14 protein-coding genes are annotated in these 15,331 nt (G+C 38.7%); 7 read left to right on the top strand and 7 right to left on the bottom strand.

Annotated elements, in window-relative coordinates:
- The first annotated feature begins 2 nt into the window (after positions 1-2).
- Positions 3-596 carry a TetR/AcrR family transcriptional regulator gene (locus tag ZA06_RS05295; RefSeq protein ID WP_053976336.1) on the top strand — a complete coding sequence of 198 codons (594 nt, stop codon included), beginning with the start codon at positions 3-5 and terminating at the stop codon, positions 594-596.
- Between the two features lie 55 nt (positions 597-651).
- Entirely contained in the window at positions 652-1,047 is a 396-nt protein-coding gene (locus ZA06_RS05290; protein WP_053977074.1) for a hypothetical protein, read from the top strand.
- Positions 1,048-1,053: 6 nt separating this feature from the next.
- Here ZA06_RS05290 and ZA06_RS05285 read toward each other — a convergent pair whose 3' ends face one another.
- Positions 1,054-2,055 (bottom strand): NAD(P)H-dependent glycerol-3-phosphate dehydrogenase, encoded by a 1,002-nt coding sequence (locus ZA06_RS05285; RefSeq protein WP_053976335.1) that lies wholly within the window; start codon positions 2,053-2,055, stop codon positions 1,054-1,056.
- A gap of 625 nt (positions 2,056-2,680) precedes the next feature.
- Here ZA06_RS05285 and lysM point away from each other — a divergent pair.
- On the top strand, positions 2,681-3,166 hold the full coding sequence (gene lysM, locus ZA06_RS05280; RefSeq protein ID WP_053976334.1) for a peptidoglycan-binding protein LysM: 486 nt from the start codon (positions 2,681-2,683) through the stop codon (positions 3,164-3,166).
- Positions 3,167-3,208: 42 nt separating this feature from the next.
- Here the strand turns inward: lysM and ZA06_RS05275 are convergent, their stop codons facing one another.
- The 3 genes from ZA06_RS05275 to mfd form a co-directional block, all read right to left on the bottom strand.
- Positions 3,209-4,513 (bottom strand): TlpA family protein disulfide reductase, encoded by a 1,305-nt coding sequence (locus ZA06_RS05275; protein WP_053976333.1) that lies wholly within the window; start codon positions 4,511-4,513, stop codon positions 3,209-3,211.
- A gap of 69 nt (positions 4,514-4,582) precedes the next feature.
- Entirely contained in the window at positions 4,583-5,446 is an 864-nt protein-coding gene (locus ZA06_RS05270; protein ID WP_053976332.1) for a DMT family transporter, read from the bottom strand.
- Complete coding sequence (gene mfd, locus ZA06_RS05265) at positions 5,443-8,808, bottom strand: transcription-repair coupling factor (RefSeq protein WP_053976331.1); 3,366 nt, start codon at positions 8,806-8,808, stop codon at positions 5,443-5,445. The genes ZA06_RS05270 and mfd overlap by 4 nt, the downstream gene beginning before the upstream one ends.
- Positions 8,809-9,137: 329 nt before the next feature.
- Here mfd and ZA06_RS05255 point away from each other — a divergent pair, with 329 nt between their 5' ends.
- Positions 9,138-9,569 carry a tellurite resistance TerB family protein gene (locus ZA06_RS05255; protein ID WP_053976329.1) on the top strand — a complete coding sequence of 144 codons (432 nt, stop codon included), beginning with the start codon at positions 9,138-9,140 and terminating at the stop codon, positions 9,567-9,569.
- 50 nt (positions 9,570-9,619) lie between these two features.
- On the opposite strand, the gene fbp is transcribed toward ZA06_RS05255, so the two are convergent.
- Positions 9,620-10,633 carry a class 1 fructose-bisphosphatase gene (fbp, locus tag ZA06_RS05250; protein ID WP_053976328.1) on the bottom strand — a complete coding sequence of 338 codons (1,014 nt, stop codon included), beginning with the start codon at positions 10,631-10,633 and terminating at the stop codon, positions 9,620-9,622.
- 123 nt (positions 10,634-10,756) lie between these two features.
- Between fbp and ZA06_RS05245 the strand changes: the two genes are divergently transcribed.
- The 3 genes from ZA06_RS05245 to ZA06_RS05235 are packed head-to-tail and all read left to right on the top strand — an operon-like array spanning position 10,757 to position 14,352.
- The gene (locus tag ZA06_RS05245) at positions 10,757-11,236 is read left to right on the top strand and encodes a GNAT family N-acetyltransferase (RefSeq protein ID WP_053976327.1); all 480 of its coding nucleotides are present in this window, start codon (positions 10,757-10,759) and stop codon (positions 11,234-11,236) included.
- Position 11,237: 1 nt separating this feature from the next.
- Entirely contained in the window at positions 11,238-12,488 is a 1,251-nt protein-coding gene (locus tag ZA06_RS05240) for an aspartate kinase (protein ID WP_053976326.1), read from the top strand.
- 22 nt (positions 12,489-12,510) lie between these two features.
- On the top strand, positions 12,511-14,352 hold the full coding sequence (locus tag ZA06_RS05235) for a GNAT family N-acyltransferase (RefSeq protein ID WP_053976325.1): 1,842 nt from the start codon (positions 12,511-12,513) through the stop codon (positions 14,350-14,352).
- A 25-nt stretch (positions 14,353-14,377) separates the two neighbouring features.
- Here ZA06_RS05235 and ZA06_RS05230 read toward each other — a convergent pair whose 3' ends face one another.
- Complete coding sequence (locus ZA06_RS05230; protein WP_053976324.1) at positions 14,378-14,830, bottom strand: TM2 domain-containing protein; 453 nt, start codon at positions 14,828-14,830, stop codon at positions 14,378-14,380.
- Positions 14,831-14,930: 100 nt separating this feature from the next.
- Positions 14,931-15,317, bottom strand: a complete 387-nt coding sequence (locus ZA06_RS05225; RefSeq protein ID WP_053976323.1) for a VOC family protein — start codon at positions 15,315-15,317, stop codon at positions 14,931-14,933.
- Between the last annotated feature and the right edge of the window lie 14 nt (positions 15,318-15,331).

Genomic DNA, 15,331 nt, shown 5'->3' with positions numbered 1-15,331 from the left:
CTATGACCATGAAAAGCGACATTTTAGAATGCTCTATTACAAATTTCACCAAATTTGGAAGCAAGCGTTTTACATTGGATGATCTGGCAGAGGTTATGGGCATTTCCAAAAAAACCATTTATAAGCACTTTAAGAATAAGGAAGAACTGGTAGCTGAGAGCTTATCGGTTTTGGTTGAGAATTACAAAGCAGAAATTAACGATGTGATTCAGGGTAATATTGATGATCCCATTTTGTGCATTATTTTAATTTATGAAAGAGGGTTTGAGTACTTGAGGTATTTCAAGCCCTCTTTTTTATTTGGTATCAAAAAGTACTATCCAAAGGCAGACCAGGTGTTTGCTGATTTTTCAGAAATGTTTGTGTTCGAAATCGTCTACAAATTACTTCAGTCGGCTAAAGAAAAGGGATATATCAAGCCAGGTGTAAATTTAAAGTTGGTATGCGAACTGTACTTTTTAAGAATTGATGCCATTGCCTTTAGAAATAACAATCTCTTCGAAATCTATAACAAAAGAGAAATCCTAAACCATTTAATTGTTTACAACCTTCGAGGGTTTACGGAGCCAAATTATTCAAATCCTTATTTTGAATAGCTTGTTTTTGACTAATTTTGCAAAAATTATCAAGCCTAAAAGAAGAAACAATCTCATGAAAAAAGATATCCAGATACCAAAAGTAGAAGAGGTTTATGTAGCGGTGGTGAATGAATTCAACAAAGTACACCAAACCCAAGATTGGAATGCCTACATCATCAATAATAAAGATGTGGATTTGGATACGGTGTTGATTGTTTCCAAAGGGTATAGCGAGAGCAAGGAAACTCCGGTAATGAGACATACCTTAAAAATGCTTCCTGCTAGAAGTTTTGCGAAAATTGAGTTTATGCCCGATGAACTGTTGGCACTTAACAACGAGTTTAAGATTACCTTTTTTGAAGGCAATACCATGTTTGACAAAACCTATTTGTTCAGAAAAAATACCATCAACAAAAATGCATTGCAAACCATCCCACTGATGCAGGAAAGAGGTGTTTTGGTAAAATAAGTTGGATTAGTCTAGCTTTTCCGTCAACTTTTTAAAGACCTTTTTAGGCTCTTTTCCTTCGTATAAAATACCATATACGGCATTTATAATGGGGAGATTAGTCTTTTTGTTGTTTTTCTCGTTAAGTAAATGAGCACTTTTGGTGGCGTAATAACCTTCCGCAACCATACTCATTTCCATTTGTGCAGACTTTACTGTATAGCCTTTACCAATCATGTTTCCAAACATTCGGTTACGGGAAAAAACGGAATAACCAGTCACCAGCAAATCGCCCAAATAAGCCGAATTGTTGATGTTGCGTTTCATTTTGTGCATTTTCTTGATAAAGCGTTTCATCTCACGAATGGCGTTGCTCATCAAAACACTTTGGAAATTGTCCCCATATCCCAATCCATGGGCAATACCCGCTGCAATAGCATAGATGTTCTTTAACATAACAGCATATTCAACACCAATGATATCATCGCTTATTTTGGTGCGGATATAATCGCTGGATAAGGTTTTGGCAATGGTTTTAGCCTTGCTGGAATCGGCACAGGAAATGGTCAGGTAGGACAAGCGCTCCAAAGCAACTTCTTCGGCATGACAAGGCCCTGCAATCACCGCTATATTTTCAAAAGGAATATTGTAAATATCGTGGAAATGCTCGCCAACCAATAAGCCAGATTCAGGAATGATTCCTTTTACGGCGGAAACCACAATTTTTTCAGAAATATCGGTAGTTAGTTTTTCAAGTTCCGAATGCATGAACGCCGAAGGAATGGCAAAGATCAATACATCGGCATACTCGGCTATTTCATTGATGTCGTTGCTCAATTTCAATTGGTTCAAATGAAACTCAACCGAGCTAAGGTAACTAGGGTTATGTTGTTCTTTTTCAAGATGTCCCTTAATGTAAACACTGCGCATATACCAGCCCACTTCATCTAGGTTTTCGCATAGCATTTTTACTATGGCAGTGGCCCAGCTTCCCGCTCCAAAAACGGCATATTTTAATGGTTTGCTCATGTCATCACAAATTTGTAGGCCAAAAATACATAAAATATAAGTCTTAAATGTTACCAAAGCCTGAAGTCCATTCCTGATAAAACTGGTTTTGGTGTGATTCTAAGCTTAAAAGGAGGAGCTAAAGTGGTTTATAACCAGACATTTTTTTGAATTTATATGAGGTTTCAGGAATATTTAGGAAATTTCCTTACTTTTTTTATAAAAAAATTAGGTTATATTGGGGCAAACTTTACTATATTTAGCTCATTATTTTAGGGTTAAAGTGTTGTGAATGTGGTCGATAATTCGTAACTTAAAACTTTAACATTAGATTATGATTTGTTAAATAACTATTTTGTTTCTTTGGGCGTTCTTAAGATTGAGAGTGCTACTCAAAATATAATTGTTGAACTGGCACTTTTCAAAATAGATTGAAACAACATTTCTAAGCTCATTAGAAAAAAAACATAACGATAGAAACTAAATTTTGGTTGGTTATTTAGTTTCCTAAAACGCTCACTTCGATTTCTTCGAGTGAGCGTTTCTTCTTTTCTTACTTTTTTAGTTAGTAACTTTTATTGGAATTGACTTTTTATTTTTTGAATTTTACATTAATCATTTGTTAACAATTAAAAATCAAATAGTTATGGGGTTATTTTCATTCATTAAAGATGCGGGTGCCAGTGTTTTTGGCATTGGAAAAACGGAGGCAGAAGAAGCAGCCGAAGCTACAGCAGCTAAGTTGGAAGCGGAAGCTGCAGCAGCTAAAAGTTTAGAGGAAACTATTACCGACCTTGACTTGAAGGTGAGTGGTTTAAAAGTGGGTATTTCTGGTGATATGGCCACAGTTACTGGAATGGCCTACGATCAAGCAACTAAGGAAAAAGTGGTTTTGGTAGTAGGTAACACTGCGGGGATTGCTGCGGTGGACGACCAAATGACAGTAGAACATAAGGAACCCGAAGCCCAGTTTTATACAGTAAAAAGTGGAGATACTTTAGGAAAGGTTGCCAAACAATACTACGGTAATGCCATGAAGTACCCCCTTATTTTTGATGCCAATAAGCCCATGCTCGAAGATCCTGATAAAATTTATCCGGGGCAGGTATTGCGCATTCCGCATTTGAATTGATAAAAGCCTTTATAGAGCAAAAGCCCAATGTAAATTGGGCTTTTATTTTAGATCCTCTTTAAGTTCTTTCAAGTCATAAGGCTTAGCGATGATGGTCTTGTCTTTGTTCAATAAGAAATACGAAGGTGTTCCGGTAACATTATAATCATCGGCTAATTTGTTGTCCCATTTGCCCAATGCCAATACATGGATAAAATTAGGGTAGTTCAATTTTTCAGACGACCAAGTTTTGTCATCATTTTCCAAGCCAATGGCAATAACCTGTACGTCTTTAGGAATAATGGTTTTTACTTCAGGCAATTCGGCTAAACAATGTGAGCAAGTACTGCTCCAAAAGATGATTAGGTAACGATCGGAAGTGTCTAAATCATACAAAGTGCTGCTTATTTCTTTATTCCTTTTTGTAAGTGTGATGTCAAAGTTTTGGGCTTTGTTACCAACGGCGTTTTTCTTGTAATTGATAATTTCCCGGCTTAGTTCCCCATTGTTGGTTTGCTCTGCTAGATCTTCCAAATAAGTGTCAATGATGTAATTGGAAACTTCGGCATTTTCCATCATTACAAAGCGTTGCCAAACGGTGTTTAACAATGTGGTCTGCACTTCAGCATCTGTTCCTTTCATTTTAGACATCAAGGAATCTACATTAGCCATATAGACATTGTTGTCGGTACTTGCGGCCATTCCAAAGACATATGCAAGTACTCTATCATTAAGGAAATCGGAGCTTAGTAAAAGGGGATTGGAGAAATTTACGTTTTCGAAATAGGTGCGCTTTAAATTTTGTGAGTAGGTAGGCAGATCTTCAAAACTTGAGGGAATGTATGGGGCGTTGGCTTTAATAAAGGTATTAGCCATAGTGCCTTTTGAAGCATCTTCAAACCCTTTTTGGGTATCTTCCAAAGTTTTGAAAATATCCTTATAGGCTGTTTGATCGGTGCTTTCTTGTGAATAAAAATTGCTGATGGCCATGTTTACCAACTCCATACTCTTGGTGTATGAAGACCATAGTTTGTTTTCATTGGAAGTTGTGAATTCCAAACCTGTTTCAATACTGAAATTGAGAGCTACATCTTCCTTGCCATTATAAATTAAGTCAAAATTGTATTCTTCTGGAGGAAGGGCGTACACAATCTTATAAATGCCGGGTTTTACAGAACTGTCCAGTTGGATATGAAAACTACCATCCTTCTCAATTTCACTTTTATCTATGAAATTAGTGCCTGTTGGAGTCGCTTCATAAAGTAGGGCATAGGTATAGTCTTTCGCTGGGGTGAATTTTCCAGAAACTTTATGTTGGGCCAAAAGTAGGGTAGGTAAAAGCAATAAAAGCTGAGCGATTGTTTTCATGTGATTTTTTTAATTAAGCATTGAAAGTTGGTATGGCAACTTCGGTTCAATAATTGCGCCAAAATAGGCTTAAGCTTGTTTTTTATAAGATCGAAAACTCTCGATCATAACGGTAAATATAATTAATGTTCCTCCAATAAAGGTATTCCAAGTAGGCCTTTCATTTAAAAATAAAAAGGCAATCAATATCCCGAAAATAGGTTGGGTACTGCTAATGATGCTGGCGGTACTAGCCTTAAAAAAGCGCAAACTTTGGATGAATAAAGTATGGCCAATAGCTGTGGTTACCAAGGCAAGCATCAATACATAGGGAAATTGTTTGGAAACGTTTCCAAAACCAAACAACCCTATAAACGGAAGCAATGCAATGGATAAGATAGCTACTTGATAAAACATGAGCATGATGCCATTATAACGTACCACATGTTGTTTTAAAATCAAGATGCGAATGGAGTAGCAAACAGCCGAAGCTATACCAAACAGGGCGCCTTTAAACTGACCACTTTCCAAACTGAATTCTGGGGCTAGCATATAAATGCCAAAACCCACAAGTCCACCTAACAATAGATGTATGGGGTCAAATTTTACTTTGGAAAATAAGGGTTCCAATAAGGCCGTAATCACGGGAAAAGTGAATAGGGATAACATTCCAATGGCAACATTGGAAAGCTTTAGGGCATAGAAATACGTAATCCAATGTCCTCCCATGAGTAATCCACTTAGCAAAAAAGTAAACCGGTCCTTGGAATGAACTCCCAAAGGAATCTTCTTGAAATAACAATAGAGAAATAAGAACACTGCAGCCAAAATAGAGCGCCACCAAATGATGACCGTGGTGGGCATGTCAATGTACTTGCCCAAAGCTCCTGAGGTGCTAATAAAAATAGTAGCAAGGGTTAGCCAAAAGATATGCGTTACATGGCTTCCTTTCATATGTTTTGTAGCATGCTTAGGGCTTGTTTCACGGTTTTTATATGGTCGAAGGTTAACAACAATCTTAATCCAGCACGTGTTTCTTTTTCTTTCATTTTGCAGGCCTGTGGATTGGACTGTACATATTGCAATACTTTTGTAAATCCAAGACTTTGGTAGAAGTTGCTTTGTTGGTCACTGATGAAGTAACCAATAAGTTTGCCTTTTTTCATCACTACCTTTTCAAGTCCCATTTTGGCTGCAATCCATTTAATGCGAACACTGTTTAAAAGATCTACCACCTGAAATGGCAATTCACCAAAACGATCTACCAATTCGGTTTCAAACTTTTGAAGCGCTTCTTCGGTTTTTATCTCGTTAAGTTGGGTGTACAGGTTGAGGCGCTCCGTAATGTTATTGATATAATCATCAGGGAAAAGCAATTCAAAATCTGTGTCGATGGTAATGTCCTTTACATATTCTTTTTCCTTGCCATCGTCCGGGTAAAGGTCCTTGAATTCATTTTCCTTAAGCTCCTCAATGGCTTCATGTAATATCTTTTGATATGTATCAAAACCAATATCGTTGATAAATCCACTTTGTTCACCACCCAACAAATCTCCAGCACCACGGATTTCCAAATCTTTCATTGCAATGTTGAAGCCACTACCCAATTCAGAAAACTGTTCCAATGCTGTAATACGCTTTCGAGCATCAGGGGTCATGGCGGAATATTCAGGGGTAATGAAGTAGCAAAATGCTTTTTTGTTGCTTCGGCCTACACGACCACGCATTTGGTGCAGGTCACTCAACCCAAAATTATTGGCATTATTGATGAAAATGGTATTGGCATTTGGCACATCCAAACCACTTTCAATAATGGTAGTACTCACGAGCACGTCAAATTCCCCATTGATGAAAGACAACATAAGTTCTTCCAATTTTTTACCGTCCATTTGTCCGTGGCCAATAGCAACCTTCGCATCGGGTACCAAGCGCTGGATCAATCCTGCAACTTCCTTAATGTTTTCAATACGGTTATGGATGAAGAAAATCTGCCCGCCTCGTTCAATCTCATAGCTCACCGCATCTCGGATGGTTTCCTCGCTAAAACGAATAACGTGACTTTCAATAGGGTATCTATTTGGTGGCGGCGTGGTAATCACCGAAAGATCCCTAGCAGCCATTAAACTAAACTGCAAGGTTCTAGGAATAGGCGTTGCCGTAAGCGTTAGCACGTCTACGTTGTCCTTAAGGGTTTTAAGGCGCTCTTTAACAGCCACTCCAAATTTTTGCTCCTCATCAACAATTAGCAAGCCAAGATTTTTGAACTTCACCGTTTTGTTGGCCAATTGATGTGTTCCAATGATGATGTCAACACCACCACTTTCTAGACTTTCTAGGGTCGTGCGCTTTTCTTTGGCGGTTCTAAAACGGTTCACATAATCTACGGTTACTGGAAAATCCTTTAAGCGTTCCCTAAAGGTGCGGAAGTGTTGGTAAGCCAAAATGGTAGTTGGCACCAAAACGGCTACTTGTTTTCCATTATCTACCGCTTTAAAGGCGGCACGAATGGCTACTTCGGTTTTTCCAAAACCAACGTCTCCACAAACTAAGCGGTCCATTGGTCGCTCACTTTCCATGTCCGATTTAATATCAGCCGTAGCAGTACTTTGATCTGGAGTGTCTTCGTAGAGGAAAGAGGCCTCCAACTCATGCTGTAGGTAACTGTCTGGATTGTATTGGAATCCTTTTTCCAGTTTTCTTTTGGCGTAAAGCTGAATTAGATTAAATGCAATTTCCTTTACTCTGGACTTTGTCTTTTGTTTTAGAGTTTTCCAAGCTTTACTACCCAGTTTGTGAACCTTTGGTGGCTTGCCATCCTTGCCGTTGAACTTGGTAATTTTATGAAGGGAGTGGATACTCAAGTATAGTACATCTCTTTCACCATAAATGAGTTTAATGGCTTCCTGTTTTTTGCCTTCCACCTCAATTTTTTGAAGTCCACCAAATTTTCCAATACCGTGGTCAATGTGGGTTACATAGTCGCCAATTTCCAAATTGGTGAGTTCCTTTAAGGTAATGGCCTGTTTTTTGGCGTAACCATTTTTAAGTTGGAATTTGTGGTAACGTTCAAAAATTTGATGATCGGTGTAGCAGGTAATTTTATTGTCGTGGTCTACGAAACCTTGATACAAGGACAGTACGATGGTTTCGTAATGTACCTCCTGATCCATGTCGTCAAAAATGTCATGGAACCGTTTGGCCTGTTGCTCACTCACGCAGGCAATATAATTGGTGTAGCCTTTGTTATAGTTGGTGTTGAGGTTGTCTATCAGGACATCAAATTGCTTGTTGAAGGATGGCTGTGGCGTGGTGTTGTAAACAATTTCTTTACCGTTGTAACCCGAATTGAAATAAGAAGTCGTACCAAATTCAACAATTGAAAAGTCTAAAAGTTGCTTTTTAAACAGTTCTGAATGGCAAAACAATTCTTCAGGTTCGGAATGCTTGATTTCTGTGTTTAACTTCTCAAAGGCCTCTTCCGCCTTTTTGAAAAACTCATCGATACGGCCAAAGAGCATGTCGGCATTTTTGATAAATACCACCGATTTTTTCGAGATATAGTTGAAAAAACTCTGGCGACTTTCTTCCAAAAGCTTGTTGGCAACGTTCGGGATGATGGTTATTTTCTTGATCTGTTCTGTCGACAATTGACTTTCTACATCAAACGTTCGGATACTGTCTACTTCATCTCCAAAAAACTCGATACGGTAAGGTTCGTCATGCGAAAATGAAAACACGTCTACAATTCCCCCTCGCACCGAAAACTCTCCTGGTTCGGTAACAAAATCGACACGTTTGAATTTATATTCAAACAGGATTTCGTTTACAAAATCAATGGAAAGTTTATCGTTTACCGAAATCTTAAGCGTGTTTTTCTCAAGCTCCTTTCTGGTCACCACCTTTTCAAACAAGGCATCCGGATAGGTGACAATCACAGCCGGTTTCTTTCGGGAATTGATTCGGTTTAAAACTTCGGCCCTCAACAATACATTGGCATTGTCTGTTTCTTCTATTTGGTAGGGGCGCCTATAACTTCCTGGGTAGAACAAAACATCCTTATCTCCCAACAGTAATTCCAAGTCGTTGAGGTAAAAAGCGGCTTCTTCCTTATCATTAAAAACCAGCAAAAAGGGAAGGTCTGTTTGTTGAAAGGTTTCGGCAATTACAAACGATAGTGAGGAGCCCACCAACCCTTTTAAATAGGTTTTGGATGAACTGTTTTGTTTGTCTGAATTTTGATTTTGGGCAATAGCAGTCTGCAGATTTTGCGTTTGCAACATCTGTGCATAGGTTTGCGAGAGAACGGTTTTACTCAAGGCAGTATATTTTATGCAAATATAAAGGTTAGAATTGAATTAAACCTCAATCTTCAAGGGCCTTAAATGAAGATGAAAATCATCATTTTTCGGTGTGTTTTTGGTGCAAAAAATTCTGTGGAAGGAATAGGAGGATTTGCTTTTTTAAGGAGTGGCAGGCTAATGATTGTATTGTCTATTGTGAAAATGGGGCGTTTTTATAGGGTTGTATTACAGGGTTTTATGTGTGTTTTAGAGGCTTTCGTGAAGTGATTTTAAAAAAGCGAAATTTATGTTTTAAAAGCCTACAAGTTTAACTATATTTGCACGACTTTTAAAAAAGAGAATATATGTCGATTTCAGATTTATTTGACAGTGGATTTAAAAAACGTAATGAAGATCATTTTGCTGCAATTGTAAGGGTTGCCATGAGTGATGGAATTATCAATGAGGAAGAACGCGCGTTTTTAGATAGATTGGCAAGAAACTTAGGTATTGATGACCATGAATATGCAACCATACTTAAGGATTATAAAACACATCCAATTAACCCTCCAACCTCTTACGAATTGCGTTTGGAGCGTTTGTTTGATTTGGCTAGAATGGTATGGGTAGATCACATCCAATCTGCTGACCAAGTGAACATGTTGGAGAAATTTTGTGTAGGTCTTGGTTTTAGACCAGACAACGCCAAATACATTACCGATAAGGCTTTACATTTGGTACAGGAAGGTGTAGACATTGAAATCTTCAAAGATGAAATGAAAGCAATGAACAAATAATTGCCTACAAATAAATTAAAAAGAAAAGCGAACCATTTGGTTCGCTTTTTTTATTTCGGGTCGGCTAGTTGAACAAATTCTTCTGCTTTTTCTACCATGTGTTTGCTTCCACAAATAAAAGGCACCCGTTGGTGCAATTCGGTAGGCTGGATGTCCAATATTCTGGTGTAACCATCACTAGCTTTTCCGTTGGCTTGTTCAGCAATAAAGGCCATTGGGTTGCATTCGTATAACAAGCGCAATTTTCCGTTGGTTTTTGGTGAACATTTCGGGTACATATAAATGCCGCCCTTAATCATATTTCTGTGGAAATCGGATACTAAAGAACCAATGTATCTTGAGGTGTAAGGTCTATCTCCTTCTTCCTTTTGGCAATATTTAATGTAGTCCTTAATTCCTTGAGGAAAGTGAATATAGTTTCCTTCATTTACCGAGTAAATACTCCCGTCCAATGGGAATTGCATGTTGGGATGCGATAGGTAAAACGTTCCAATGGCGGGGTTTAAAGTGAATCCATTCACTCCTGCTCCGGTAGAATATACCAACATGGTAGAGGTTCCGTAAACCACATAACCGGCGGCAACCTGTTGGTTTCCCTTTTGAAGAAAATCTTCCATAGTTACCGGAGTACCCACAGGGGTAACACGTCTGTAAACCGAAAAAATGGTTCCTACAGACACATTTACATCGATATTGGAAGAGCCGTCCAGAGGGTCAATAAGTACAACATATTTGTTTTGGTTGTTTTTGTCCTGCGAGTTGATAGAAATAAAATCTTCTTCCTCTTCACTGGCAATACCGCAAACAATATTTCGTTTGGTAAGAGTTTGTATGAATTTTTCATTGGCTAGGACATCCAGTTTTTGTTGGTCTTCACCCTGTACATTGGTGTCGCCAACAGCACCGATAATGTCTACCAATCCGGCTTTGTTCACCTCATGGTTAACCACTTTGGCAGCTAACCTTATGGAGTTGATAAGTCGGGAAAGTTCTCCTGTTGAATATTTAAATGCAGCTTGATTTTCTATGATAAACTCACCTAGAGTTTGATGTTTATGAGACATGAAAGTGAATCCTTTGGTTTGTGCAAATATCGGAGAATTTTACACAACTACAACGTTTTCGTAAACAATTATCACGGCATATTTTTAAGTTTAAATTATATTTGAAATTAGATATCTAATATTATGAATTGTACAATAAGGGAGGCACTTAAATCCGATATGCCCAAAGTGCTGGAGCTCATCCATGAACTGGCAATTTTTGAGAAAGAACCTGATGCCGTGGAAGTAACCGTTGAAGAATTGGAGCAAAAGGGATTTGGAGAAAACCCCAATTTTCATTGTTTTGTAGCCGAGGTTAATGATGTGGTAGAGGGGATTGCTTTGGTGTATACGAGATTCTCCACTTGGAAAGGTGTCGTATTGCATTTGGAAGATCTTATTGTAAGGCAAAGTATGCGCGGTCATGGTTTGGGGACTAAACTTTTGGATGAGGTGATTAGGTATGGCAATGCCTTGGGAGTAAAACGAATTTGTTGGGAAGTATTGGATTGGAACACGCCTGCCATCGATTTTTATGAAAGTAAAGGCGCCGATGTAAAACGTGATTGGGACGTAGTGCATTTGGATGAACAAGGAATCGCTAACTACATTTCAAGATTGTAACATGCAGGTATTTAAATTTGGAGGTGCATCGGTAAAGGATGCCAAAGGCGTTAAAAACCTTGTGTCGGTTTTGAAACATGTTGGAATGAAAGATACCTTGATTGTGGTGTCTGCCATGGGTAAAACCACAAACGCTCTGGAAACGGTGATTCACAATTACTTTAACAAACCTAATGAGCTGCAAAGTTCACTTCAGGACGTCAAGAAATATCACAACGAAATTTTATTGGAACTGTTTGAGCAGGAACAGCATCCTGTTTTTCAAAAAGTAACGGCACTTTTTAATGAACTCTCCGGATTTTTCGATAGGAATAAATCACCAGATTACAACTATGTGTATGATCAATCCATCGGGTATGGTGAGTTGGTATCCACTACCATTGTTAGTGAATATCTTAATCATGTAGGAATTAATAATAACTGGTTGGATGTTCGAAACTGTATCAAAACCGATAATTACTATCGGAAAGCCAATGTGAATTGGGAAGAGACGCAGGCGAATATCACGGCACAGGTGAAACCAGATGTTTTGAATATCACTCAAGGATTTTTGGGGAGTGATGCCAATAATTTTACGACCACTTTGGGGCGTGAAGGGAGTGATTATACGGCTGCTATTTTTGCTTATTGCCTAAATGCCGAAAGCGTGACCATTTGGAAAGATGTGGCTGGGGTTTTAAATGCCGATCCACGATATTTTGACCATGCCCAATTGTTGAATCGAATTTCTTACAGCGAAGCTATAGAATTGGCTTTTTATGGGGCTTCGGTGATTCATCCAAAGACCCTTCAGCCCCTGCAGAAAAAGGAAATTCCATTACATGTAAAGTCCTTTTTGGAACCCAAAAGTAAAGGAACTACGGTTTGTAAGGGAGTTGATATTGAGCCAAAGGTGCCTTGCTTTATCGTAAAGAAAAATCAAGTGTTGATTTCCCTGTCTTCTTTGGATTTTTCATACATCGTGGAAGATAATATCAGTGCTATTTTCAACCTTTTACATACTTACAAAATGAAGGTGGACGTTATCCAAAACTCGGCCATTAGTTTTTCTGTGTGTGTTGATAATTTGTATGATAATTTGGATAAGTTATTACAGGACTTGAAAGCAAATTTCAAGGTCACTTGTTACAAAAACGTCTCTTTGTATACCATTCGGCATTACAATAATACGGCGATTGAGGCTTTGGAAGACGGTAAAACTTTGCTCTTGAAACAGTTAACGCAGGATACGGTGCAGATGGTAACCAATTGAACAATTTAGTACATTTGCTATTATGAGTAAACAACAAAATGCTGGTTTGGTAAGTGCTAAGGAAGTAGCCAAAGCCATACAAATGGATAAGTACGGGTTTGTAGGGACTTTCTCGGGATGGGTATTGATGAAGTTGCTGAAAATATCTAAGTTAAACAAGATTTATAATCGTAATAAGCATTTTTCCGACCTTGAATTTTTGGATAAAATCTTGGAGGAATTTCAAATTAAATTTGAAATTCCAGAGGAAGATTTAAAACGTTTGCCAAAGGATGGGGCCTATATCACAGTGTCCAATCATCCGCTGGGGGGCATTGACGGTATTTTGCTGTTGAAGTTGATGTTGGAGCAGCGCCAGGATTTTAAGATCATCGCCAATTTTCTTTTACATAGGATCGAACCTCTTAAAAAGTATATTTTACCAGTGAATCCTTTTGAGGATCGCAAGGACGTAAAATCAAGTTTGGCAGGGTTTAAAACAGCCATTAAACATTTAAAAGAAGGCCATCCGCTAGGGATTTTCCCTGCAGGGGAGGTGTCTACGTATAGAGATGGCAAATTGGTAGTAGATAAGCCTTGGGAATCGGCCGCCATGAAATTGGTAAAGAAAGCGGAAGTTCCCGTGGTTCCTATTTATTTCCATGCCAAAAACAGCAAGTTGTTTTACGAATTGTCCAAAATTAACGATACGTTTAGGACCGCAAAATTACCATCGGAATTGCTGACGCAGAAACGTCGTGTGATTAAGGTGCGTATTGGTCGACCTATTCCTGTTAGTGAACAAAGGGAACATTCAACCCTGGAAAGTTATTCAGAATTTGTACGCCGTAAAACCTATATCCTTTCCAATTCGTTTGATGAAAAAGGGAAGTTCCTCAGCAATATTTCTACAACGCTTAAAGCAACCAAACCGCCAAAACGCATTGTGACGCCTATTGCCACAGATGTGATGGTGACGGAAGTGGATGCCTTGCGAGAAAATGATATGAGGTTGCTGCAAAGCAAGAATTATGAAGTGTTTTTGGCACCGGCCAATGCCATCCCTAATATTTTAAGGGAGATTGGAAGGCTGCGTGAAATAACCTTTAGGGAAGTAGGAGAGGGCACCAACGAGGCTATCGATTTGGATACTTTTGATACCTATTACCACCATATGTTCCTTTGGGATAATGAGCGCCAGTTAATTGCTGGAGCCTATCGTATGGGATTGGGAGCTGCCATATTCGAAAAGTATGGAATTGATGGGTTCTATCTGCAGGATTTGTTCCGTTTTGAGCCAGAACTTTATAAAATGATGAGCCAGTCCATTGAAATGGGGCGTGCCTTCATCATTAAGGAATACCAGCAAAAACCGATGCCTTTGTTTCTTCTTTGGAAGGGGATTGTGCATACCACTTTGAGATATCCAGAGCATAAATATTTAATAGGAGGGGTAAGCATTAGTAACCAGTTTTCAAATTTCTCGAAGTCTTTGATGATCGAGTTTATGAAATCGCATTACTACGATCCTTATGTGGCGCAATATGTGCGTCCTAAAAAGGAGTTTAAGGTGAAGTTGAAGGATGCCGATAAAGATTTTGTATTTGACGAAACCGAAGCCGATTTAAACAAGTTTGACAAGATTATTGACGAAGTGGAGCCAGGAGCTTTGCGCTTGCCGGTATTGCTGAAAAAATATATCAAGCAAAATGCCAAGTTGGTGGCTTTTAATGTGGATCCTCTGTTCAACAATGCTGTGGATGGCTTGATGTACATTAAAATTGCCGACTTACCCGAAAGTACTGTACGTCCTGTTATGGAAGAGTTCCAAGCCGAATTGGAACAAAAACTCTCTGAACAAAACGACGTGGAGAGTGAAGGGTGATAGCCTTGTGAACTTGGCTAGGCAATTAAAACCAAGGTTTTTTCCCTAATTGGTAGGTTTTATAGAATTCTCCGTCGGTTTTGGTAAGGTATATGATACCTTCTATAACGGTAAATACCCAGACCAAAAAGCCCAAGAACCCAAAACTAAGCACGGATAGCACGATGGTTGCTATCAATAGGATGAGCCCTTCTTTGTTGTATCCCAAAACAAATTTATGAATACCAAAGCCGCCCAATAAAATGGCAGTTACGCCAGCGAGTACTTTTTTATTAGTCCCCGTAGTTTTTTCGAAGGCTTCTTTGGCACTTTCTCTAAATTCCCTAGTAGCTTCTTCGGCTTCCTTGCCAAATTCTTTAGCACTGTCCTTGGCTTCTTTACCAAATTGTTCGGCTTTGCCAGCCGCTTTTTTGGCTGTTTTTTTGGCGTCGCCCAACATGTCGTTAAGGTCGTCTCCTAGGCTTTTTTCATCAGACATAGCTCTGTGTATTAATGGTTAGAACTTTAAAAATACTAAAAAATACTATCGTTTTAGTTGATTATGTGTGATTTGAGTTTTAAAGGAGAATGAGGTTTTGTTATTGGAATGCTTGATCGATAGGTTCCCAAAGTTCAATTTTGTTGCCTTCATTATCCAAAATCCAAGCAAATTTTCCGTAATCATAGGTTTCCATATCTCCAACAATGGTAACCCCTTCTTCCTTTAAAGCATTCAGCAAAGCTTCCAAATCCTCAACGCGATAGTTGAACATAAAGTCTTTTTGAGAAGGTTCGTAATACTTGGTGTCTTTTGGAAAGGGACTCCATTGGGTGGAGCAATCGTTACCTTCTTTGTCTTTCCACCAAAAGGTACAGCCGTAATCGTCTGTATTAAATCCTAAATGCTTGTTGTACCATTCTTTGGTAGCGTTTGGATCGTTGCTTTTAAAAAACAAACCGCCAATACCTGTTACTCTTTTTTTCATTTGATGTGATTGTG

It is taken from the genome of Mangrovimonas xylaniphaga, assembly GCF_001280435.1.
Lineage (GTDB): Bacteria > Bacteroidota > Bacteroidia > Flavobacteriales > Flavobacteriaceae > Mangrovimonas_A > Mangrovimonas_A xylaniphaga.
This window is presented reverse-complemented; position numbering and strand designations above follow the sequence as displayed.